Raw genomic sequence first — 24,647 nt, forward strand, 5'->3', positions numbered from 1 at the left:
TTCTTTGTTGTCTTCCGTGTGACATCTACGCTTCTCAGGTGTGTCTCACGCGACAGCTATATTAGAATAACACCGAAGGTTGGAATTGTCAACAATGTTTTTATATTTTCTGCAATTTAGATATTTAATACAATTAACCTGTTATTTTTTATGTTTTTGTGTCATTTTATACAATTTAGTAAAGACCAGTAAAACAATTCAAGTCGAACGTTCGTGAGACTTAGCGCGTGATTCTGGTCAGCAAAGCTGACATATTCCTATCAGAATCACTGCGCATCCTCGCGGAGCGTTTATCTCAGTCGGAGATTGGACTCCCACTGCGACGAATTTGCATTTACTCACCACCTAAAAGAGGTGGGAATCTTCTCGACTGAGATAAATTTGAATAACTTTATTGCTGCAAGAACATAATAAAAAGAAACTGTCGCTTCGCAATTTTCCAATCGCAAAACAACAGTTTTCTACTTTTACTTATATTTAGATACTTATAATTCTATCTTTTTCATTTCCTCCAAGAAATCACGGATATAAGATACTGCGAGATCTAATGCCTGCTGTCCCAGTTCAGCTGATGATTCTTTCGGATCAAAAGGTCCAAACCAACCGCTTGGAGCAATTTCCTTCGTATCTCTAACAAGACGTACAATACCGCCCTTGAAATTTACTGCCTGGATATATGCAGCCTTCATATTTTCAGTTGGATCCTGTGCATTGATCGGTTGACTCAGTTCAAGATCAACAGACTCCGGACAAATTGCCATCATTGCAGATGTTTCCAGTACGTCACCGTGGCCGCCTTCAAACTTCTTATCTAACTGTGCAACCAGACTCCACCAGTCAACGCTGGCACATACACCGCCCTTATGATATACCTCTAAAGCCGCACGGTCGATAGAAGGTGTGTTTCCGCCATGACCATTTAAAACTACAAAACGTTTTGCTCCGTGCTGCATAAGAGAATCCATAATGCCATGAAGTACGAGGTAAAGTCCTTCATATCCAATATTGATGCTTCCTTCAAAACTTAAATGATATGGACATACACCATACGGAACTGTTGGAGCTATAATGACATTTTCGATGTCCTCCACATGATCCGCCAGATATGTCGGAACCATGAAGTCTGTTCCGAGTGCACTCTGTGTACCGTGTTGCTCCGTGCTTCCTACCGGGATTACAACAATCGGATCTTTCTTGAAGGCTTCTTTTGCCTGTGCTGTAGTTAATTTTGCAAGATACATTTTCATTTCCTCCTTTATACTACACCGCAAAATGACGCTCAATTGTTTCTTGCGGTGGTGTTTTTGTGAATTTGCTTACAACAACCATTACAATTGATGAAATGATTGTTGTCGGGAACAATGCATGGAATCCAAACGCAAATGCTTTTATAGTTGGATTCAACGTGAAGAGTAACAGTGATATTACACCTACTACTACCGCTGCAATCGCTCCTTGTGCAGTTGCTTTCTTCCAGTAAATACCAAATAGAATCGGCACTACAAAAATTGCCATTTCCGAGAACGCAAACAGGTTAATTTCGAAAATACTGCCTGGCTGGAATACGCCGAAACAAATTACGATAATACCGATCAGAATAGTTACTACTTTCGAAAGCTTCATTACACTCTCATCTGTTGCTTTTTTATTGATGAGTTTCTGATAAATGTCACGCGTAACCGCACCGGTTTTCGTTACTAATATACCATCAATAGTAGACATACCGGTAGCTACAATTCCAGCAATGAAAATAGAAGCTAAAAACGGATTCAGACCTCTCTGCAAAATCATCGGAACAAAAAGAAAGACCACAATACAATATTGGATACATAATATGCCCAAGGCATATAGCCATTGGCACCCGGAAATGCAAGATAAGCTTCATTCATACTCTGAAGTGTATGATTGATATTGCCAAAGCCTCCTCCCATTACAATAGAAACAATAAAAGTTACAATTGCTGTTGCGATCATCAAGGAACCCTGGATTACATCCGTCATCATAGCGCCCTGCATACCAACCAATAAATGCCATAATTCCAAGATAAAGTACCAGCACCGTATAGAAAGAGCCTGGTGAAGGCTGAATTGCTGCTCCGTTCATAATTACTTCTCCTCCTCATCATAGGTGTGATATTCTTTTCGCTTCATACACATGCGATAATACTTGATGATCAATGCAAATGTAATCGCAGTGTGAATAAACCATCCATACAGGAACAACGGAACCCCGCCAAATGAAGGGATGTATGTTTCACTGTAAAAGAATGGAAATGGAATCATAATGATCACAAACATAAATAAAAAAATAATCAGCCAGGTTCGTTCGAAGTGCTCTTCAAACTATTTTTTCATAGCCTTGTCCTCCTCTTTCCTTTTTGGTACTTATAAATTTTCTTTTAGTTAAGTATATACTTTACTTTCTATTTTTCATTATACATGTTATAATAGATTTGTAAAGTCATCACTTATATTTTGTAAAATATCACGAAACATTTTACTGTAAAAGCGAAAGGAAACTATATGGACATTTTAGAACATATTCAGGAATTATATCCGACACTTACAAAAAAACAAAAAACAATCGCAGATTACCTGATTGCCAACCCAGAAGAAATAAGCTACATCACTCTGGCTCAGCTCAGTCAGCAGACACGATCCTCCGAATTGACACTTCTTCGTTTTTGCCAGAAACTGGGCTGTTCCACATTTGTTGGCTTGAAAGAACAATTCCGTGATTATACACAGAAGATGATTCGAATCGCATCCTCTTCCACTTATTTCGTTCCAGAATTAGAAGCTGGCAAAGCACCCGAGCGCGAACGAATGCTCTTAGAAATCTGTAGCCAGGAAGTGAGTGCCTTTTCCGAGTTTATCTCTGATTTGCCTATGGATACCATTCTGGCAGCTTCTGATAAGATTCGACGCAGTAATCGTATTTTTATCTTTGCACATGATATATCGAAAGTGCCTGGAGAATTTTTAAAATTGCGACTCTTAATCTTGTATTACAACGTCATTCTGATTGACCTGTCCGATTTGGAGCAAACACAGAAAACATTACGAAAACTTACAGAGGGAGATCTTGTAATTTTATTCTCTTTCCCGCGCTACTATTTTCCGATAGGAAATATTGCAAAAAAAGCTTCCGAATCCGGTGTCCCGATTTTAACGATCACCGACAGCGATGCTTCCCCGGCTGCATGCCACAGTGATTTGCTCCTTATTTGCCCTACTTCCACAGAAATGTTTTATAATTCAATGACAATTCCAATTGCCATGCTGAATATCCTGGCATCCTGTCTCGTCATTGACAGCATTTCTCCGTCCGAACGACAGAATTTTATAAATACATTATCTTCCTAGTAAAAACAGGAGATACGGATTTTCCTATCCATATCTCCTGTTTTTTGTTTACGCTATTAATTTCTATTATTTTTCATAAGTTCCTTTTTGAAGGATTTCCTTGTTTTTCATGAGAATACGACCACCTGCTATAAAAGTATCCAGCTCCATATTCTGATCAAACAGGAGAACATCTCCATCTGCTCCTTCTTTTATCCATCCCTTTTTCGGAAGCAGATCCAGCCCCTCAGCCACATGGCTTGTCATATAAGGTAATGCATCCTCAAGCTTCATTCCAAGCTCTTTCACCATATATTTTAATTCTTTATAAAGTGCATCTACACTGGACACTCCAATTTCTAAAAGGGTTCCATCTTCCGCATAGTGAGACCAGCTTCCATGTCCATCCGAACTCATCGTAATATGTTCAGTAGGAATTCCTCTTTTCCTTGCTTCCAGAACATAACTTCCCGGAGAAGAATGCATGCCACAAGTCAAATCTACATATCCGCCTCTTCTTAAAAATTCATATCCATCCTCCAACAGATGTTCATTTCGATTTACATGTGTTGGTCTGAAAATGCGAGTAGGAATAGACGTTTTCTCCAACGCACGGAATACCGGTTGTAATCCAGCCTCATCGTCTCCCATATGCAACACAACAATCCCCGGTTTCCCGCTGAGCATACCGGCAACTCTTACTTTGCTTGCGATCTGGATCAGTTCCTCTTCTGTCACATTCGGTGCACGATGATCGGAAATAGCAAGCTTCACACCGAGTATCTCGTCGATGAATACAATGTCTCGATCAACTTCTCCGGTAATTGTCGGATTCGGATAGCCATAAGCTCCCGTAAGCATATATGCACTTACGCCTTCCTCGCAAAGAGCCTTGGTTTTTGCATAAAGATTCTCCACACTTCTTGTAATTCCATCTGTTCCCAGAAGCCCTATGACTGTAGTTATACCATTTTCCACTAACTCAGAGAGCTGTAATTCCGGTGTTCTCGTATGAAAGCTTCCTTCTCCGCCTCCACCGGTAATATGTACATGCTGATCAATAAACCCTGGCGTCAGCATCTTTCCTTCGGCATCTAACACTTCACATTCAACTGGAAGCGAACCAATTTCATCCTGAATCTTTTCAATTTTTCCTCCGCAGATCAAAACATCCTTTTTCCCCAGGTATTCTGGTGCGTATACCTCTGCATTTTTTACTAATAACATAACCAATTCCTCTTTCGCAATTATTCTGCTTTTTTCAACTTAGAAACTCCGGTCTCTATTGCTGTTTTTGCAACTTCTCTTGCCACATTATCAGCAACTCTTTCATCAAAAGCACCCGGTATAATATAATCTTCTGTCAGTTCTTCCGGCTTGATAATGTCTGCAATTGCTTTCACTGCGGCTATCTTCATCTCTTCCGTAATATCGGTTGCTCTTGCATCAAGCGCACCTCTGAAAATTCCAGGGAATACAAGCACATTGTTGATCTGATTCGGGAAATCGGATCTTCCGGTTGCAACAACTTTGGCTCCGCCTTTCTTGGCTTCATCCGGCATAATCTCCGGTGTTGGATTCGCCATTGCAAATACAACCGCATCTTTTGCCATTGTACTTACCATCTCTGCTGTAACTATGTTCGGAGCAGATACACCAACAAATACATCTCTACCCTGCATTGCAGTTTTTAAATCTCCATGGATCTGTTCTTTATTTGTCTTTTCTGCCATCTCTTTCTGTGCAGGATTCATCCATTCTTCACCGACTGCAAGGATTCCGTTCCTATCAACAAGGACAATATCACCGACTCCCAGCTCTAATAATAATTTACAGATAGAAATTCCTGCAGATCCGGCACCATTGATGACTACTTTTGCTTCTGAAAATTCTTTTCCGACATATTTCAAAGCATTCGTAAGACCTGCGGATACAACGATCGCTGTTCCGTGCTGATCGTCATGGAATACCGGAATATCCAGTTCTTCTTTTAATCTTCTCTCGATTTCAAAGCATCTCGGTGCAGAAATGTCTTCCAGATTGATTCCACCGAATGTAGGAGCAAGACGTTTAACAGTCTCCACGATCTCATCTGTGTCCTTCGTATCCAGACAGATCGGAAATGCATCAATTCCTGCAAATTCTTTGAACAAAATGGATTTTCCTTCCATAACCGGCATTGCCGCTTCCGGACCGATATCTCCCAGTCCCAGAACTGCCGTCCCATCAGATACAACTGCTACGAGATTTCCTTTTGCTGTATATCTGTACACTTCTGATTTATCATCTCTGATCTTCCGGCAAGGTTCTGCAACACCCGGAGTATACGCCGTACTAAGATCATCTCTTGTCTTTACCGCTACTTTTGATGTGACACTGATTTTTCCTTTGTGTTCTTCGTGCATTTTTAATGCCATCTCATTGTAATTCATATTTATGCTATCTCCTTTATCGATCCGTTTTCTATCCACAAGCATACCACTTCATAGACTAAAAAGAAAGGGAAAAGAAGGACGGCTACTGCAATTTGTACAATAACCGTCCTTGTCTTATCTGTAATTCTCTTATATATAATGTTAAAGTTAAAAAATACCATACGAATCGTTCCGTACTTCGTACTACCACAATTCTATTATTATTTCATTACAATATTAATGATCTTCTTCGGTACATAGATCTCTTTGATGATATTTCCGGTCAGTTTGTCTGCAATTGCTTCTTTTCCTGCTGTAATCGCTTCTTCTTTGCTACTTTCTGCTGCAATAGAGATAACTGCTCTTGTCTTACCATTGATCTGTACAGGTACCTGGATTTCATCATCTTTCATGGCTTCTTCATCGTATGTTGGCCATCCGGCTTTGAATACACTGCCTTCATGACCTAACTGCTCCCAAACTTCTTCTGCGATATGCGGTGCAAATGGTGAAAGCAGTACTGCCATTGTAGATAATGTCTCTGTATCGATTCCGCCTGCTTTTTTCGCAATCTCGATCAGTTTGTTATTATGCTCCATAAATCCGGAAATCGCTGTATTCAGGCTGAAGCTTTCCAGACGGGTTGTGATATCTTTTGCAAGCTTATGACGTTCTTTGATCATCTCTTTGGTAGCTTCGATGTTTGCATCTTTGCTGTCCATAACCAGATTCCAGAATCTCTTCAGGAAACGGTTTACTCCGTCAATACCACGGTCATCCCACTCAGCATCTAACTCCGGTGGTCCTACAAAAAGTTCATACATTCTCAGGGAATCGCATCCGTAATCTCTTACAAGATCGTCAGGAGATACAACATTTCCCTTGGATTTACTCATCTTGATACCGTTCTTACCTGTGATCATTCCCTGGTTGAACAATTTGTGGAATGGCTCATCAAAGTCAATCACTCCAATATCACAAAGGAATTTGGTATAGAAACGGGAGTATAAAAGATGCAGTACCGCATGTTCCACACCACCGATATACATATCTACCGGAAGCATTGCGTCTGCTTTCTCTCTGGATACTAATTCCTTATCGTTATGGTTATCTACATATCTCAAGAAATACCATGAAGATCCGGCCCACTGTGGCATTGTATTTGTCTCTCTCTTCGCATCAGCGCCACACTGCGGGCATTTACAATTTACCCACTCGTCAATTGCAGCAAGCGGAGATTCTCCTGTTCCTGTCGGCTCGTAGGACTCTACATCCGGCAGACGTAACGGCAGTTCTTCTTCCGGTACCGGAACATTGCCACATTTTGGACAGTGTACGATCGGGATTGGTTCTCCCCAGTATCTTTGACGTGAGAATACCCAGTCACGCAGTTTGTAATTAACAGTAGCTCGACCAATTCCACGTTCTTCGATAATGTGTGGTGCTTCTTTTTTCAGTACAGAAGATTCCATACCATTCCACTCACCGGAATTAATCATTGTTCCGGAAGCTTCTGTGTATGCTTCTGTCATATTTTCAATTTCTTTTCCGTCTTTTGCGATAACCTGGATGATCGGGATGCCGAATTTTGTTGCAAATTCAAAGTCACGGTCATCGTGAGCCGGTACACACATGATTGCTCCTGTACCATAATCTGCAAGTACATAATCAGATAACCAGATTGGTGTCTTCTCGCCATTTAACGGGTTGATTGCATAACTTCCTGTAAATACACCTGTCTTTTCCTTATCCTGCATACGGTCTACATTAGACTTCATGGATGCATCGTAAATGTACTTCTCAACTTCTTCTCTTGTCTCATCTGTAGCCAGGCTCTTTGCAAGTTCATGCTCCGGAGCCAGTACCATAAAGGTTGCTCCATATAATGTATCTGGTCTGGTTGTATATACTGTGATCTTTTCTTCTCTTCCTTCTACCGGGAAGTCAACTTCTGCACCATAAGATTTACCAATCCAGTCTGTCTGCATCTTCTTAACTTTCTCAGGCCAGTCTAATTTGTCCAGATCATTTAAAAGTCGGTCTGCATATGCTGTGATTTTTAACATCCACTGCCGCAGATTCTTCTTGGTAACTTCTGCTCCGCAGCGTTCACATTTACCATTTACAACTTCTTCGTTTGCAAGACCTGTCTTGCAGGACGGGCACCAGTTGATTGGGAACTCTTTCTCATATGCAAGGCCCTCTTTGAACATCTTCACGAAAATCCACTGTGTCCACTTATAGAAATTCGGATCTGTTGTATTTACTTCACGATCCCAGTCATATAAAGCTGCGATCTCGTTGATCTGTCTCTTGATATTTTTAATATTTGCTTCTGTGGAAATAGACGGATGTACACCCATCTTAATTGCATAGTTCTCAGCCGGAAGTCCGAATGCATCCCATCCCATCGGATGAATGATGTAATAGCCCTGCTGCAATTTATAACGGCTCCATACATCAGAGATTACATAACCTCTCCAGTGTCCTACATGAAGTCCATTTCCTGATGGATATGGGAACATATCCAGACAATAATATTTCTCTCTTTTGCTTCCGTCATCGTTCGTTGTCACATTGACCGGGTTCTTTTCCCAGTTTTCGCGCCATTTTTTCTCGATTGCCTTATGATTATAAGGGATCTTTGACATCTTTCCATTCCTCCTGTTTTCTAAATAACTTTTTATGTTTGATTTCCACCTTCAGAGCCTGCCGGAGGCTTTTTGTATAATAGAAACTGAAATTCTTATTATATAAAAATATAAGCCTCCTCATCTCTAAGAGACGAAAAGGCTTGATTTCCGTGGTACCACTCTTCTTCACCCGGATATACCGGATGCACTCATTCACTTCTGTAACGGGAAGACCCGCTATTATCTACTCCTGTTCAATAATAGAACTCCGAGGCGAGTTGGGAGATTACGCTTGCTGTCTCACACCAACCGACAGCTCTCTGAAAAACAATGATCTCTTAATATTCCTCTTCAACGTTTCTGCGTTATTCCCATCTATTATATGAAGAATGTTAAAATAAGTCAACCCCTATCTTAAGATTGCACCACTCCAAAACGATATTTTTTATTCTACATCTTTCAGCGCATCCAGATCTTCTTCTCCGGTACGGACTTTAATGACTTTCTGTACGTTGTAAACAAAGATCTTGCCATCTCCGATACGTCCTGTATACAATGTTTTCTTTACGGTTTCTACTACTTTTTCAACCGGAATACTTCCTATTATTACTTCAACTTTTACTTTCGGAAGCACTGTTACATCCATTTCTACACCACGATATTTTTCTCCGGCGCCTTTCTGGATACCGCATCCCATAACCTGTGTTACAGTCATTCCGGTTACACCAAGTGTATTTAATGCATTTTTCAGTTTTTCATACCGGGAAAGTTTTGCAATAATTACAACTTTATGAATACCTGTCTCTGCATCTACAGGCGTAGTTACCTTCACTGCCGCTGCACGCTGTACTTCTGATGCCGCATCATAATCGCTCTCACCAAGTTCTGTATTTTCATTTACATTCATACCTCCACCTGTAACATCCATTAAACTGAATCCTGCATAAGCAGAAGAAAGTCCATGTTCCGTTGCATCCAGACCGATAATTTCCTCTTCTTCCGAAACCCGAAGTCCCAATGTTCTATCGATCACTTTAAACACGATCGTCATTGTAATTGCTGTCATTATCTCTTTTGTCATAATCGTCCTCCTTCTCTCATTACCTGTCTGAAAAATCATGAAATAAAGAAAGGCATGGATTTCTGTCGCCAACATACAAAAAACCACACCTTTGTGTTCTTTATCCCTGCAATGATTATCAGAAAGCAAAGGCGCTTCGAGAATAATCTCGAAGCGCCTTTGCTTTCATGCGGTTTAGTTTAGTGTACGTTTTTTCAGTTGTCAAGTCGTATGTACAATTTTCAGAATTTTATATAAAAATCTAAAAAATAGTTGTTCCTTTTCGTCATTTCGTGTATAATAAGCTCAAGTACTCATACTGATATTATTCAGTAAATCTGATACATAAAGGAGAGTTTGCCATGGTAAATTTATTAACAGGCCCAAAAGGCAGCGGAAAAACACAAACAATGATTGAGCAGGCTAATGCGCAGGCTAAGAGATGCAACGGAAATGTTGTTTTTATCAAAAAAACACATCGCGACACAGCAAGTGTAGCATTTGATATCCGTACAATCTGTATGGATGATTTTCCAACAATTACTAACACAGATGAATATATCGGATTCTTATATGGTATGTACAGTTCTAACCATGATATCGAGTGTATCTTTATCGATGGTATTTTAAAACATGCTGACATTTCTCTGGAAAATATTCCGGAATTTATCGAACGACTGAAAAAACTCTCTAGCGAATGCAACATTGACTTTTATGTAAGCATCAGTGCTGCCAAAGACGATTTATCCGCAGTTAATACTGACGGTTGCACATTTTTAAATTAATGATCTGATCAGGACAACAGCAGGCGGCTTTTTGTATTCAGAAGCTGCCTGTTTTTATATGATAGGAAATTGCATTCCCCATCATGTAAAAAACCTCCGGCAGGATGCGCATTATAACGCTTATTTAAAAGAATGAAAAAGAGGAACAAACAATGGACAAGAACGAAAGACAAAGACTGAGGCGCCGCCGACGGAAGCTTAGAAGAATCTATCTTCACGTCAGACGCGCTGTTGTAATTCTGATTCTGCTTCTGATCTGCTTTGGAATCTTTTCCGGAATCAAAGCAATTGTACATGCAATTACCGGCTCCAGTCCGAAGACGGAACAGACAGCTCAAAAAAAGAAAAAGAAGGCACCTTCAATTGACACTTCCGGTGTAACCGTGAATGAATTTACGATCAAAGGAAAGAGTAATCCTTCCACAACTTCCCTGACTATAAGTTCCATGGGAGATTGTACGCTTGGTACAGATGAACATTTTGATTCTTCGACCAGCCTGCCAGCTTACTATAATCAATACGGCGCTGATTATTTCTTCAAAAATGTAAAATCCATTCTGGAAAAGGATGATCTTTCTATTGTGAATTTTGAAGGAACACTGACTACAGAGACAACGAGAGAAAATAAAAGTTACGCCTTCAAGGCGCCACCGGAATATGCACAGATTCTGTCAAACAATTCGGTAGAAGCTGCCAATACAGCGAACAATCACAGCTCTGATTACGGCGAACAGAGTTATACCGATACAATCAAAAACCTGACCGATGCCGGTATCGCTCCATTCGGATACGATACCGTTGATATCATTAAAATCGGCAAGATCAAAGTCGGACTTACCGGTATTTATGAACTGAATGATCATCTGGATCGCGAAGAACAGGTAAAACAGAATATCCAGGCTTTAAAAGAACACGGCGCAAATCTGATCATTGCAAATTTCCACTGGGGAACGGAAAAAGAAACCAGTCCGGACACGAACCAGCAGACACTTGCACACCTGGCAGTAGATCAGGGTGCTGACCTCGTTATCGGACATCACCCACATGTTTTGCAGGGTATTGAATACTACAAAGGCAAATCCATTGTCTACAGTCTTGGAAACTTTTGTTTTGGCGGAAACTCCAACCCAGCTGATAAGAATACGATGATCTATCAGCAGACATTCTCTTTCAAAAAGGGAAAAGTTCAGAAAAATGCGAAAGAAAATATCATTCCTTGCTCAATCTCTTCCACATCAGTACGCAACGATTATTGCCCGACACCACTAGAAGGAGATCAGAATCAGGCACTTCTGGATCTGATTAAAAACTATAACGAAGCGATTGCAAACGGAGAATTTAAAACACCTGCAAGCGACAGTTCCGATTCTACTTCCGGAACGACAGATACCACATCTGACACTTCATCAGATGCCGGCTCAGACAGTTCCACGGATAGTTCGCCGGACAGCGCATCGGATTCTTCCGGCAGCGGCACAACAGACTCGACAGGTACAACGGATTCCTCTACTGATACTGTAGATGGATTGTAGAATCCTAAATTTTTATAAGAACACTTACCGATGTCCCAAGTATTGAAGACTGTCTTCATTTGGACTGTAATGGCACAAAAGAACCGGCACACACGCGCCGGTTCTTTTTCTACCACTTTTTGTGTTAATCTCTAAGTCAGTTTTAATCTTCTTTTATTTATCATCTGCCTGAGCATCTGTCTGGGAAGGCTCTTCTGTTTTCACAGTCTTCTCTGCTTTTTTTGTGCTCTGTACTGCCTGCTTCTCTGTGACAGTTACAGTGTAAGATGTATTTCTTCCTGAGAAATCTGTTGCAATCATCTTAATATTCACTGTACCTACGCCAACAGCTGTTACATTTCCATCTGCATCTACAGTTGCAACATTGGTATTGTTAGATTTGAAACGTACAGTTGGAAGTGTTCCACTTGCAGGGAAGATATGAATATCACTATTCTTATAAGTATCTCCTACCTGAAGTTTTACATCCATATTTGTATACTCAAAGCTGCTGCATGTTCTTGCCTGTTCCGGTGTCAGCATCTGGATCGCATTGTGCTCCAGATCTCTGGTCCACTGCCACCAACCTCCATCATACAGACTTACTTTCCAGCCTTTTTCATATGCCATCAGAAGAGGCATTGTTGCTCTCCATCCTGTTCCACAGAAGAAGCACACCTCATTTGTCGGATATACATAGCTATCTGCCATAAAACCTTTGAATCTCTCATAAGAAATCAAAGTTCCGTCCGCATTCATATATTCTTCCATTGTGTTCGCATCATTCCCTGCACGTCCGAATACTGCTCCGGCAATCTCACCTTTTTCCTGAAGCATCGGATAGTTTCCATCCGATAATCCCTTGAACTCATCCAGGCTTCGGATACTTACAAGACGGAAATTCTTATCATTTGCAAGTTTATCTTTCAGTTCTTCTTTGGAAACAATATATTCCGGATGTGCCGGAACTGTTGTTCCGAAATCATAATTTGCATCTGTTACAGGTGTATTAACTTTTGTCTCTACTTCATATCCTGCATTTTTCCAGTTTGTAAGCGAACCATTTAACACTTTTACATTTTCAACTCCACAATACAGGAAACAAAATGCTACACGCTCTGTTGCCGGATGTGCACCATATAAGATTACCATGGTATCTTTTGTAATATTATATTTTTTCAATAATGCAGCCAGTTCTGCAGGCTCATGCAGATTTCCAAGATTCTCATCTGTATAGTCAATTGTATTATTTGCATATGCCGCATAAGTACTTGACTCTACCTGACGCACAGAGCAGTGATAAGCTCCTGGAATATGTCCTTCATTATATGGCGCAGCCTCTGTAGATGTATCAAGAATCACATAATTCTTGGATTCTTCCTGTTTTCCATCCATAACGCTCTTAATGTATGCAGGTGATACAAATACATCTGTTTTCTTTGCGCTTGGAACTTCTTCCGGTTTTGTCTCTGCTTTCTTTACTGTTACAGTTGTTTTTGCTGTCAGATATTTACCCTTGCTGTTTTTCTGAGTCAGCTTTGCTGTAATTACCGTTTTACCAGCACTTTTTGCTGTTACCGTTCCTGTGGAAGATACAGTTGCAACTTTTGTATTGCTGCTACTGAATTTTACAGGTGCATATACTCCCGCCGGACTTACTGTTGCCTTAACAATTGCTTTCTTTCCATTTGTAAGACTGAGAGCTGCCGGAATGGATACCTTACTTGGTTTCAGATCTTTTACTTTCAGTTTTACAGAAGCTTTTACTTTCTTGTTTACTTTGGATGTTGCTGTGATCGTTACACTTCCGGTTTTCTTTCCTTTTACTGTACCTTTGCTGGATACAGAAGCAATTTTCGTATTACTTGACTTGTATGTAACGCTTCTGCTTGCATTCTTCGGGCTGACACTTTTTACAGAAATCTTTGTTGTCCCCTTCACATCAATAACTTTGCTGGAAACCGACGATGTTACGGTCAATTTTTTCGGTTTCACAGTTGCTGCCTGTGCATCCACAGATGCAACTCCTGCGGATGTTACCGTTACTGCCACAGCAGCCATAACGGCAAGTGCTTTCTGGATTCTTCCTCTCATAATCCTTCCTCCTTTTTTCGTACAAGTGGTATTCTTTCATTATAGTGGTTTGTTGATTTTTTAACCAATCGGTATTATTGATAATCAACTCTATATATTCGTGTTTCCTATAATTGTTTTTCCATATAATTCTTCAATCCAAATCCATTCTCTGATTTTACTTCGAAATCGTCTTGTAAAAATACCCCCTTACTGGTTCGTCCAGTAAAGAGGGTACATATCATTTTCAACGGCTCTTCCTTCTTTGTTATTTTATTAAACTATTTTTACTGCAAAATCTGCCACTGACAGCCTCCACTAAATGTTATAGGTTTAAAAGAAACTCTCGTACAGCATCACCATACATGGCATTGTGATAATACAGAATATCACTGACATCACATTGATGACACTTGCGTATTTGACATCCTGGTCGTAAATCTGTGCAAGCTGCGTTACCATTGCTGCAACTGGTGCGGCTGTTGCGAGAAATACGATCATAAGAATATATTCTGCATCCGGGTGTATTTCCATACTGCCAAGAACTCCAAATGCGACTGCACCGATCACCGGATAAAAGATTAACCGGATAAAACAGATCAGATACGGCCGCTTCTGACGGAACACCCACTTTAAATCAACATTTCCAATCACCATTCCGATTACCAGCATACTTGCCGAACTGATCATATCTCCGAAACTGCTTACACATGTTCCGATCACTTGTGGAAGCCGAATCCTGGATATGAACATAAGCATTCCAAGAAACATAGCAATCATATTCGGATTCAGGAATATCTCTTTATAATTCTTTTCGTCTTTTTTGCTGATGATTCCGACTGCATGCGTCCAGAGTAGTACAGTCTGTACCAGATTATAAGCGGTTGTATAAAATACCCACTCTTTTCCAAGAACATTCCCTACCAACGGGATGAGCAGATACCCTGAATTTGAATAAATGACAGATGCCTTCTCAATCCGGTTAAAATGCAGTGGTTTTTCCATTAGCTTCGTCCCACCAATCATAACAATATGAACACAAATTGCTGCCACAACAGCAATCAATAATCCTTGTAATTTATCATCGGTTAACTCAATCTGAAACGCATCAATAATTACGCAGGGAGAACAGATGTAAACTACCATATTGGAAATGATCTTGCTGTCTGTCTCCTTGAATAATCCAATCTTGACAATGATATATCCAACAATCATTGTCAGAAACATGGATAAAATTTGTTCTGCCAGTAAGATGCTTAGTTCCATTCTGTTCTCCCTTTTTATCTATTTGTTTATATTCTCTGTATCCTTATCCTGTGTATTGCTTTCTTTGTCAGTCTCCGTTTTAAGAGACATTACTGTATTCGCCTTATCGCCTTCTTTGTACTCCAGTGAAATCGTCTGTCCGACTTCGCATTTTACGATATCGATAAAATCTACAACCGATGTATCAAAAATGTCATCGGATCCTTCCAACATAACATAGTAATGTGATGTTCCATCTATGACTGCCTGTGCAATCTTCGTGATCTTACCGGTAATCTTCTTCACATCCCGTGTGTCTTTTTCTGCTTTTTTGATACCATTCTCACCAAGCAGATTCCGGTAATTCTCTTCACACTGACTGACACTATCACCAATCGCTACAATCTGGTATTTATGGACATTTACCATAGCATACTTTTTCACCAGGCCGGCATCATCCTTTAATGCAATAAAGTAAGTCGGTTCCTTGGAAATGTTAAGCAGCAGCGGAAAGGTTGCCTCGTACTTTAAGTTCTGCACCTGACCTTCCGCTGAAGACATCGCTGACGCTTCGGTTGCGCCTTCTACCGTATAGTACTTCGTCTCCATCGTCCGCTGGTTGGCTAATACAAAGCCGACATTAGACTGGTCGCCATTGACAGATGTCACACCTGTATACATCCAGACATCATCATCCAGTGCAAGATAATTATATCCATCCGTTGTCTCCAGACAGTCCTTCTGACTCAGCACACTGTTCAAAAATCCATGTTTCAATGTGCCATAATAGTCAAAGAGCTGTACAAGAATATCTGCCGAATACGCACGGTCTACCCATGACGGTACATCCTTGATGTCATATGTCTTCGTTTCACCAGTTACTGCGTTACAGAGTACGACTTTTCCGACTGTTTCACCACCGAACAGACCGATGTTATATTTCTTCACCGGTGCAATCCAATATGGTACTCCGGCTTCATCAATCTCAAAACTTAACTCTCCGTATATATAAGTCGGATGTGCAAATCTTAAGTGACGGTAAATATTACGGTTCAGATGTTCACTGGTCGTATACTTGATTCCTTCTTTTAATTTCACAAGTTCTGTTGTCTGTGTAGCCATATTGATCCGGATATATGCCGGAATTCCTTCTCTGCGGTTTGTAAACCACTTGATCAGATTCGCATATTTCAGTGGCGTTACACGGACCGGATTATTCTTGTAATTGATCTGGCTGTAAATATCATCTGCCTCAAACTGAGATACCATATCTACCATACTTCCCATCTTACGATCTCCGAGAAGTGCTGCAGTATCTTTATCCAGAAGCGGAATTCTGTCATAAGACAATTCTTTTACATCTTTACTGAACTCTCCAGTCTTCACTTTCATCAATTTCTGATATTTTTTCGCATTGATGATCGGGGATGACAGTACAGAACCTGCCAGATACACAATTCCAAACACAACCAACAGTCCGATCATGGAACGTAAAATCTTATTCGTCCCAAGTTCCACACGTGTTACACGCTTTCTGACCGCATAGTAAATGATCAGGACAACAAACAGTGTCATCACAAAAAACCATGTCTGCGCCGAATGAATATTGACTGCCGGAATTGACACATAATAATAAATCGCCGCAATCGCCAGCAAAATAACAACAATCGCAAATTTACTTCTCTTTTTCATAACACCCTCCCATTCTAAAATTTCTTTCTCCAAGATATTGATGTAAAGAGCATCAGGAATGGAAAGATTTCCAGACGTCCAATCAACATATCCATACAAAATACCAGTTTTGAAAATGGAGAAAACTGTGCAAAGTTTCCTGCCGGACCAGATACACCAAGTCCCGGGCCGATATTATTCAAAGTTCCCATTACAGATCCGAAGTTTGTGGCAAAATCAAAATCATCTATAGAAACCAATAATACGGATAACCCGGCAATTCCCGCATATGCAACCAGATATACGAATACATTCTGTACAATGTCCGGATTCATCTTCTTGCCATTTATACGGATCAGGTTGACAGATTTCGGATGGACCATCTGTTTCAGTTCTTTCTTAATACTCTTAACAACAATCAAGAATCTTGAAACTTTGATACCACCGCCTGTGGATGAAGCACACGCACCAATGATCATTAGTATGATGATGATCGTCTGTGACATCGTCGGCCATTTCATATAATCGGCCGTCGAGAATCCGGTTGTCGTAATAATGGATGCGACCTGAAATGCCGCATACCGGAATGCCTTTAACGGATTGCCATATATCGATGTAATATTCCATGTGATCAAGGCAATCGCTGTTGCTATGATCGCCAGATACGTCCGCAGTTCTTCATTTTTCCATACCGGTTTGAACTGTCTTAACAACAACAGATAAAACAGGTTAAAATTGATACCGAACAGGATCATAAATACCGTGATCACACCGTCAATATATGCACTGTCAAGCTGTCCGATACTATTAGCATAGTTCGAAAATCCTCCGGTTCCTGCAGTACTGAATGCATGGATAATACTGTCAAATGGGGACATACCACCAAAAAGCAGCAATACAATTTCTACTGCTGTCAGTGCAAAATACATTCCATATAAAATTCTCGCTGTTGCCATCGCTTTCGGCACAAGCTTATCTTTCTCTGGTCCCGGTACTTCCGCACGCATCAGATACATCGTATTCTTCTTATCTAGAGAAGTCAGAACCAGTACAAATACAAGCACGCCCATACCACCGATCCAGTGTGTGAAGCATCTCCAGAAATGCATACAGTGTGACAGCGATTCAATATCATTTAAAATTGTAGAACCTGTTGTCGTAAATCCGGATACTGTCTCAAAAAATGCATCCAGATAATTCGGGATATATCCTCCCAGCGTAAACGGAATTGCTCCAAACATCGACCATAAAATCCATGCACTGGCAACGATGATCATACCTTCTTTTGCATAAATCTTCGTTTTATTCGGCTTTCTGATTCCGAATATAATATAAATCAATGCCAATATTGTTGCCGGAAATAAAAAGCAGGCTCCGCTTTTTTCTCCATATAAAAGTCCGACAAAAGCAGGAAGGAGCAAAAGCACACCTTCTACTCCCATCATTTTTGCCAGAATATATAAAATCATTCTTCTATTCATATTTCCACCGGCTCCTATAAAAGTATCTCATTCAGATTGCGGATCACATGATTCTTCGTAACGACAATAACGCTGTCACCAACTTTCATCGTTGTATCACCATTCGGGATGATAACCTGGCGATGTCTGCCGATACATGCAATCAGTGTATTTTTCTTTGTTCTTAGCTCTTTCAGTGGGACGGATGTATATTCACATTCCTTTCGAATGATAAATTCCTGCGCTTCTACTTTTCCGTTCACAAGACGATACATCGTCTCTACATTGGCATTACTGTAAGAATTCTTACGGGCACGAACATATCGCATGATCGCATCCGCCGTTGCACTCTTCGCCGAAATAATACTGTCAATGCCGAGTCCTTCCACCATCTGTGCCCTGGAATCTTCATTTACTTTTGCAATAATCTTATTCACGCCCTGCGTCTTTGCGAATAGAGATAAAATAATATTCTCTTCATCAAGACCAGTCAGTGAAACCATCGCATCTGCTTCGGCAATTCCTTCTTCCAGCAGCAGATCATGATCTGTTGCATCACCATGAATGATCGTTGCCTTTGGAAGTAATTCACAGAGATTCTCACATTTTTTTTCTTTGATCTCAATGATCTTCACCTGCATTCCTGCCTGCAGAAGCTGATTTGCAAGATAGAAGCATAAATGCCCTCCTCCGCAGATCAGAACATTCTTCACACGAGTACGCTTTCTTCCTAATGATTTGAAAAATGATTTCAGATCCTGATGTGCGGCCGCGATATGTAACTTGTCTCCTTCTCTTAAGACAAAATCACCATCCGGAATGTAAACTTCTCCTTTGCGCTTTACTGCACATACCAGTACTTTGATCTGGAATTTCCGGTACAGCTCTGAAAGTGCGATATCCACCAGTGGACTGTTCTCACGTACCGGATATTCAACAAGTTCTACTTTTCCCTTCATAAAAGTCTCAACTTTACTCGTCTCCGGGAACAAAAGCACACGGGCAATCTCATTCGCCGCAGTCAGCTCCGGATTAACCGCCATACTCAGATGCAGGTCTTCCTTCAGAAGATCCATCTGTCTGTAGTAAATTGGGTTGCGTACTCTGGCTATCGTGTGTTTTGCTCCTAGCCTTTTTGCCAGAAGACAACTTAGCATATTCATCTCGTCCGTTGATGCGCATGCAATTACCAGATCTGCATGTGGTACGTCCGCCTGTTTCTGAACCTCTGCATCTGCACCGTTACCGGTAATGCAGAAAATATCAAGCTGGTTCAACGCGGCTTTTAACTTGCCTTCGTTCTGGTCAATCAGCACAATATCGTAATCTTCTTCCGATAATTGGACTGCCAGCTTATGGCCAACCTTTCCATCACCAATGATTACTATTTTCATTTTTCTTTCCTCACATATATTCCTTTGACAAAATTTCTTTCCTAATATAAATAGCAACCACGATTATAGCACTTTTAATATAAGAAAAAAAGCCCTTCCCAGAGCTTTTTTTCTTATTTCATAATCAAATTTTTATCAAAGATTTATTCTTCTGCTGTTCTCTTTGCAATCTCTGCTTCCTGAATGTCTGAAGGAGCCTGCTCATAACGTGCAAATTCATAAGAATAATTGCCACGTCCACCGGTCATGGAACGAAGTGTTGTGCAGTATCCAAACATACCTGTCATCGGAACATCAGCGATAATCTCCTGATATCCGCCGCTTAATGGATTCATACCAAGCACACGACCTCTTCTCTTATTCAGATCACCCATAATATCTCCGGTATAATCATCCGGAACTGTAACTTTCACAGAAGCGATTGGCTCTAAAAGAACCGGCCCGGCTTCCATGAAGCCTTTCTTAAATGCCTGGATCGTTGCTGTCTTGAATGCCATCTCAGAAGAATCTACCGGATGGTAAGATCCATCATACAGAACTGCTTTCACACCTACAACCGGATATCCTGCCAGAGGCCCTTTAAGTACAGATTCCTGAAGACCTTTTTCAACTGCCGGGAAGTAGTTCTTCGGAACAGCTCCGCCCACAACTTCTTCTTCGAATACATAAGGTGTCTCCTGATCTCCGGATGGTTCGAATCTCATCTTGACATGTCCATACTGTCCATGTCCGCCGGACTGTTTCTTATACTTCGTATCTACGTCTGATTTCTTCTTAATTGTCTCACGGAATGCCACTTTCGGTGTCTCCAGTGTGATCTCACATTTGTATCTTGCAGCAAGTTTGCTTGCCGTCACTTCCAGATGCTGGTCACCCATACCATAGATCAGTGTCTGACGGTTCTCACTGTCGTTAACACTCTTAAGTGTCACATCTTCTGCCATCATCTTCTGCAGCGCCTGGGATACTTTATCCTCATCGCCTTTGTTCTTAACAACATATTTCATATATGTATATGGTTTGGAATATTCTGTTTTTCCAAACATCAGCGGCGTTGTCTTTGCTGAAAGTGTATCACCGGTCTTTGTATTGGCAAGTTTGGCGATCGCACCGATATCACCCGCAAATAATTCGCTGACTTCTACCGGTTTGTTGCCTGACATTGTATAAATCTTGCCAAGTTTGGCTTCTGCTTCGGACTCTGCATTGTAGAGCACATCGTCCCCCTTTAATACACCGGAGCATACTTTTACGAAAGAATATTTTCCGATAAACGGATCTACCATAGTTTTGAAGACATATGCGGATTTTGCTTTTGCGAAATCATAATCTGCTTCATAGATCTCGTTCGTCTTACGGTTAATGCCGGCGCATTTTCTGCTGTCCGGGCTTGGGAAGAATCTTACAATATCTGAAAGGAGGTTTGCAACTCCCTGTGCCTGGATATTCGATCCCATAGCAACCGGAACGATATCTCCGTCCATAACTTCTGTTCTCATTGCAGAACGAATCTCCTCTACAGAAAACTCTTCTCCTGCAAAATAACGCTCCATAAACTCATCACTTGTCTCCGCAACTGCTTCTAACAATTTCTCACGGTAGATCTCCAGGTTTGGTTTACAGTAATCCGGGATCTCGCACTCTTCTCTCTCTCCGATACCAGTATAACGTCTTCCTGCATTCTTAATAATATTAACGTACCCAACTAACTTCTCATTCTCACGGATTGGTTGGAAATGCGGTGCAATCACTTTACCATACTTATCTGTCAGATCCTGTACTACCTGACGGAAACTTGCATCATCCACGTCCATCTCTGTAACATATACCATACGAGGCAGATTATATTTGTCACATAATTCCCATGCTTTCTCTGTTCCAACCTCAACACCTGCTTTTCCAGAAACAACGATAACTGCTGCATCTGCTGCACTGACTGCTTCTTCTACTTCTCCGACAAAGTCAAAATATCCCGGTGTATCGAGAACATTGATCTTCGCTTTCTCCCATTCGATCGGTACCAGTGATGTGCTGATTGAGAACTGTCTCTTCTGTTCCTCTTTATCAAAATCACTGATCATATTACCGTCTGCAACTTTTCCCATACGAGTAGTTGCCCCTGATACATAGGCCATGGCTTCCACAAGACTTGTCTTACCGCTTCCTCCATGTCCTAATAGAACAACATTTCTAATCTCATCCGTCCTGTATACTTTCATATTAAGCTGCCTCCTTACTATAGTAAATTATCATGGGTATATTGTACTAAATTTTCTGACTAATTACAACTCTTTTATACATTTTTTACAATTTTCTTTCTTTACTTTTTCACTTTAAAGCATCATAGCATTGACAAACACAAAAAAAGAAAATATAATAAATTTCAGAAGTTTCAAAGCCTGTTTTTTCAATCCAATAACAGGCTTTATCTATGGAAGGAGTTACTATGGACAAACAGAAAATCGGATTCATCGGTCTTGGTCTGATCGGTGGTTCTATTGCGAAAGCGATACGCCAGTATTTCCCGGATTACGAGATCATTGCATTCGACAAAAATAAAGAAGCGCTGGCACTCGCTACACAGGAATCTGTGATCGACGTTGCAGCGACTACGATTGATGATAATTTCTATCACTGTTCTTACATATTTTTATGTGCACCGGTTTCTTTTAACAGTGCATATCTGAAGCAGCTTACCTGCTATATGCATGAGGACTGTATTCTTACAGATGTTGGAAGTGTGAAAACAAACATCCACGAAGAGGCAGAAACTCTGGGGCTTGGTAAATATTTTATCGGAGGACATCCTATGGCAGGTTCCGAGAAGAGCGGTTACAGCAATTCCAAAGCAATGCTCATTGAAAATGCTTACTATGTGCTGACACCATCTGTAGAAGTTTCCGATGAAAAGGTAGCGCGCTATGAATCATTTGTCACTGCACTGAAAGCACTGCCGGTAATTCTGGACTATAAAAAACACGACTACGTAACCGGTACGATCAGTCACCTGCCGCACATTATTGCAGCAAGTCTTGTCAACTTTGTAAAAGATACCGATACGAAAGACGAGCTGATGAAGCATCTTGCCGCCGGAGGATTCAAAGATATCACAAGAATCGCCTCTTCCTCTCCGACAATGTGGCAGAATATCTGCACACAGAACAAGGAGAATATCAGCCAGATCCTTGGATCCTATATTAAAACACTTACAAAAGCAAAAGAACTGGTAGACGACGGAGACGAACAAGGTGTTTACAATCTTTTTGATTCTTCCCGTACTTACCGGAACTCGATCAGTGAAACATCGGCAGGTCCGATCAAGAAAAATTTTGCCGTTTACTGTGACATCATTGATGAAGCAGGTGGAATCGCAGCAATTGCAACTATCCTTGCTTCCAATAATCTCAGTATTAAAAATATCGGCATTGTACACAACAGAGAATTTGAAGAGGGGGTTCTGCGTATAGAGTTCTACGATGCGGCTTCACAGGAAAAAGCCGGCGCACTCTTGCAGAAATTCAGGTATATTGTTTATGAGCGTTAAAGAAATCTATCCAGTAAAAGGTTTAAGAGGCGAAGTTACGATTCCGGGCGACAAATCGATCTCCCATCGTTCCATCATGTTAGGAGCAATCTCTCTTGGCACAACAGAGATCACACATTTTCTGAAGGGAGCCGACTGTCTGTCAACCATCGACTGTTTCCGGAAGATGGGCATTGAAATAGAAGAAACACCACAGAGTATCCTTGTCCACGGCAAAGGACTTCACGGTCTGTCTGCACCTGCCGACATTCTGAACGTCGGAAACAGCGGTACAACAACCCGGTTGATGTCCGGTATTCTTGCCGGACAAAATTTTGCTTCTGTTATGTCCGGTGATGATTCTTTAAATTCCAGACCGATGGGAAGAATTATGACTCCGTTAAATCTGATGGGGGCAAATGTTACGAGTATAGGCGGAAATAACTGTGCTCCGCTTCGCATCACACCGGGGAAGATTCACGCAATCTCCTATACATCACCGGTTGCCTCTGCGCAGGTAAAATCCGCAGTTCTTCTTGCCGGGCTTTACGGTGACGGTACTACTTCGGTGACAGAACCGGCGCTTTCCCGAAACCACACAGAACTGATGTTACAAAGTTTCGGCGCTGAAGTCACTTCTACTATGCACCCGAACGGAAGTGCAACTGCCAGCGTAGAACCATGTGAACAGCTTTACGGACAGAAGATCTGTGTGCCGGGTGACATTTCTTCCGCTGCATATTTTATCGCTGCAGGGCTTCTCGTTCCAGACAGTGAACTGCTTGTAAAGAATGTCGGCACGAATCTTACCCGCGCCGGATTTTTAGAAGTCTGCAAAGGCATGGGTGCTGATATCACACTGTTAAACCAGACTTACGAGGGCGGCGAAGGCCGTGCTGATGTGCTTGTCCGCACCAGCCATTTAAAAGGCACTACTATTGAAGGAAATCTGATTCCGACGCTGATCGATGAGATTCCGATTCTTGCAGTTATGGCATCACAGGCGGAAGGCCCAACCATCATCAAAGATGCTACTGAATTGAAAGTAAAAGAAACGAACCGTATCGATACTGTTACAGAAGGTCTCCGTGCGATGGGCGCCACTATTACTCCGACGGAAGACGGCATGATCATTCAGGGTTCCAGCCCGCAAAGCGGTGGACAGCCATTAAAAGGCGCTAAGATTAACAGTTATCTTGATCACCGGATTGCCATGTCATTTGCAGTTGCCGGGTTAACCGCAGACGGTACAACACAGATCCTGGACAGCCAGTGCGTGGATGTGTCTTATCCTGACTTCTTCCAGTCGCTGGAAAACTGTATGGAATAAAAAAGAATATGCCACCGGCAGCTTCTTATCCATTATATCTTGCAGCAAAATGCTATAAAAGCACTATAAGCACAGCCATCATGACTGTGCTTTTTCTGATGCACATACATTGTTACAAAAGCGTCCGATCTCGCTTATGATTTGAATATTTATACAACCCTTTGTATGAATTTCATTGAATTTCACTTCAAAACAGACTATACT

17 protein-coding genes, 1 pseudogene and 1 other annotated feature are annotated in these 24,647 nt (G+C 41.2%); of the genes and pseudogenes, 5 read left to right on the plus strand and 13 right to left on the minus strand.

What is annotated here, in order from left to right:
- Positions 1 to 485: 485 nt before the first annotated feature.
- Genes DWY31_RS12830 through DWY31_RS14225 form a run of 3 tightly spaced genes read right to left on the minus strand, consistent with a single transcriptional unit; the run spans position 486 to position 2,042 of the window.
- Complete coding sequence (locus tag DWY31_RS12830; RefSeq protein WP_243059834.1) at positions 486 to 1,247, minus strand: creatininase family protein; 762 nt, start codon at positions 1,245 to 1,247, stop codon at positions 486 to 488.
- Positions 1,248 to 1,260: 13 nt separating this feature from the next.
- Entirely contained in the window at positions 1,261 to 1,791 is a 531-nt protein-coding gene (locus tag DWY31_RS12835; protein ID WP_243060591.1) for a sodium:solute symporter family transporter, read from the minus strand.
- Positions 1,788 to 2,042 carry a hypothetical protein gene (locus tag DWY31_RS14225; protein ID WP_243060593.1) on the minus strand — a complete coding sequence of 85 codons (255 nt, stop codon included), beginning with the start codon at positions 2,040 to 2,042 and terminating at the stop codon, positions 1,788 to 1,790. Before DWY31_RS14225 ends, DWY31_RS12835 begins: the two co-directional genes overlap by 4 nt.
- 480 nt (positions 2,043 to 2,522) lie before the next feature.
- On the opposite strand from DWY31_RS14225, the gene DWY31_RS12845 reads away from it, so the two are divergent.
- Positions 2,523 to 3,365, plus strand: coding sequence for a MurR/RpiR family transcriptional regulator (locus DWY31_RS12845; RefSeq protein WP_117536722.1), 843 nt, complete (start codon positions 2,523 to 2,525; stop codon positions 3,363 to 3,365).
- Between the two features lie 66 nt (positions 3,366 to 3,431).
- Here the strand turns inward: DWY31_RS12845 and iadA are convergent, their stop codons facing one another.
- From iadA to DWY31_RS14290, 4 genes and pseudogenes are all read right to left on the minus strand, one after another.
- Positions 3,432 to 4,571 carry a beta-aspartyl-peptidase gene (gene iadA / locus DWY31_RS12850; RefSeq protein ID WP_021859549.1) on the minus strand — a complete coding sequence of 380 codons (1,140 nt, stop codon included), beginning with the start codon at positions 4,569 to 4,571 and terminating at the stop codon, positions 3,432 to 3,434.
- A 20-nt stretch (positions 4,572 to 4,591) separates the two neighbouring features.
- Positions 4,592 to 5,776, minus strand: coding sequence for an NAD(P)-dependent malic enzyme (locus DWY31_RS12855; RefSeq protein ID WP_021859548.1), 1,185 nt, complete (start codon positions 5,774 to 5,776; stop codon positions 4,592 to 4,594).
- Positions 5,777 to 5,979: 203 nt separating this feature from the next.
- Positions 5,980 to 8,409 carry a leucine--tRNA ligase gene (leuS, locus tag DWY31_RS12860; protein ID WP_117536723.1) on the minus strand — a complete coding sequence of 810 codons (2,430 nt, stop codon included), beginning with the start codon at positions 8,407 to 8,409 and terminating at the stop codon, positions 5,980 to 5,982.
- A 126-nt stretch (positions 8,410 to 8,535) separates the two neighbouring features.
- Positions 8,536 to 8,755: a binding site (T-box leader), on the minus strand.
- Between the two features lie 81 nt (positions 8,756 to 8,836).
- Positions 8,837 to 9,454: pseudogene (locus tag DWY31_RS14290) on the minus strand (P-II family nitrogen regulator); the annotation flags it as partial.
- A gap of 359 nt (positions 9,455 to 9,813) precedes the next feature.
- Here DWY31_RS14290 and DWY31_RS12875 point away from each other — a divergent pair.
- Positions 9,814 to 10,236, plus strand: a complete 423-nt coding sequence (locus DWY31_RS12875) for a hypothetical protein (RefSeq protein WP_117536725.1) — start codon at positions 9,814 to 9,816, stop codon at positions 10,234 to 10,236.
- A 152-nt stretch (positions 10,237 to 10,388) separates the two neighbouring features.
- The gene (locus DWY31_RS12880; RefSeq protein ID WP_021859544.1) at positions 10,389 to 11,768 is read left to right on the plus strand and encodes a CapA family protein; all 1,380 of its coding nucleotides are present in this window, start codon (positions 10,389 to 10,391) and stop codon (positions 11,766 to 11,768) included.
- A 153-nt stretch (positions 11,769 to 11,921) separates the two neighbouring features.
- On the opposite strand, the gene DWY31_RS12885 is transcribed toward DWY31_RS12880, so the two are convergent.
- The 6 genes from DWY31_RS12885 to DWY31_RS12910 all read right to left on the minus strand — a co-directional run bounded on the left by DWY31_RS12885 (position 11,922) and on the right by DWY31_RS12910 (position 21,809).
- Positions 11,922 to 13,841: an Ig-like domain-containing protein gene (locus tag DWY31_RS12885; RefSeq protein ID WP_118520838.1), complete on the minus strand. Its 1,920-nt coding sequence runs from the start codon at positions 13,839 to 13,841 to the stop codon at positions 11,922 to 11,924.
- A gap of 312 nt (positions 13,842 to 14,153) precedes the next feature.
- A complete protein-coding gene (locus tag DWY31_RS12890) occupies positions 14,154 to 15,086 on the minus strand; it encodes an AEC family transporter (RefSeq protein ID WP_117536728.1) in 933 nt (310 codons plus the stop codon).
- 18 nt (positions 15,087 to 15,104) lie between these two features.
- Positions 15,105 to 16,757 (minus strand): CvpA family protein, encoded by a 1,653-nt coding sequence (locus DWY31_RS12895; RefSeq protein ID WP_118520840.1) that lies wholly within the window; start codon positions 16,755 to 16,757, stop codon positions 15,105 to 15,107.
- Between the two features lie 14 nt (positions 16,758 to 16,771).
- On the minus strand, positions 16,772 to 18,217 hold the full coding sequence (locus DWY31_RS12900) for a TrkH family potassium uptake protein (protein WP_118520842.1): 1,446 nt from the start codon (positions 18,215 to 18,217) through the stop codon (positions 16,772 to 16,774).
- A 14-nt stretch (positions 18,218 to 18,231) separates the two neighbouring features.
- Positions 18,232 to 19,590, minus strand: coding sequence for a Trk system potassium transporter TrkA (trkA, locus tag DWY31_RS12905; protein ID WP_021859539.1), 1,359 nt, complete (start codon positions 19,588 to 19,590; stop codon positions 18,232 to 18,234).
- A gap of 143 nt (positions 19,591 to 19,733) precedes the next feature.
- On the minus strand, positions 19,734 to 21,809 hold the full coding sequence (locus tag DWY31_RS12910) for an elongation factor G (RefSeq protein WP_021859538.1): 2,076 nt from the start codon (positions 21,807 to 21,809) through the stop codon (positions 19,734 to 19,736).
- Positions 21,810 to 22,036: 227 nt separating this feature from the next.
- On the opposite strand from DWY31_RS12910, the gene DWY31_RS12915 reads away from it, so the two are divergent.
- Both DWY31_RS12915 and aroA read left to right on the plus strand, forming a co-directional pair.
- Positions 22,037 to 23,134, plus strand: a complete 1,098-nt coding sequence (locus DWY31_RS12915; RefSeq protein WP_118520844.1) for a prephenate dehydrogenase — start codon at positions 22,037 to 22,039, stop codon at positions 23,132 to 23,134.
- A complete protein-coding gene (gene aroA / locus DWY31_RS12920) occupies positions 23,124 to 24,443 on the plus strand; it encodes a 3-phosphoshikimate 1-carboxyvinyltransferase (protein ID WP_118520846.1) in 1,320 nt (439 codons plus the stop codon). The genes DWY31_RS12915 and aroA overlap by 11 nt, the downstream gene beginning before the upstream one ends.
- The last annotated feature ends 204 nt before the right edge of the window (positions 24,444 to 24,647 follow it).

It is taken from the genome of Dorea sp. AF24-7LB (genome assembly GCF_003478575.1).
In the GTDB taxonomy this organism is placed as follows: domain Bacteria; phylum Bacillota; class Clostridia; order Lachnospirales; family Lachnospiraceae; genus Dorea_D; species Dorea_D hominis.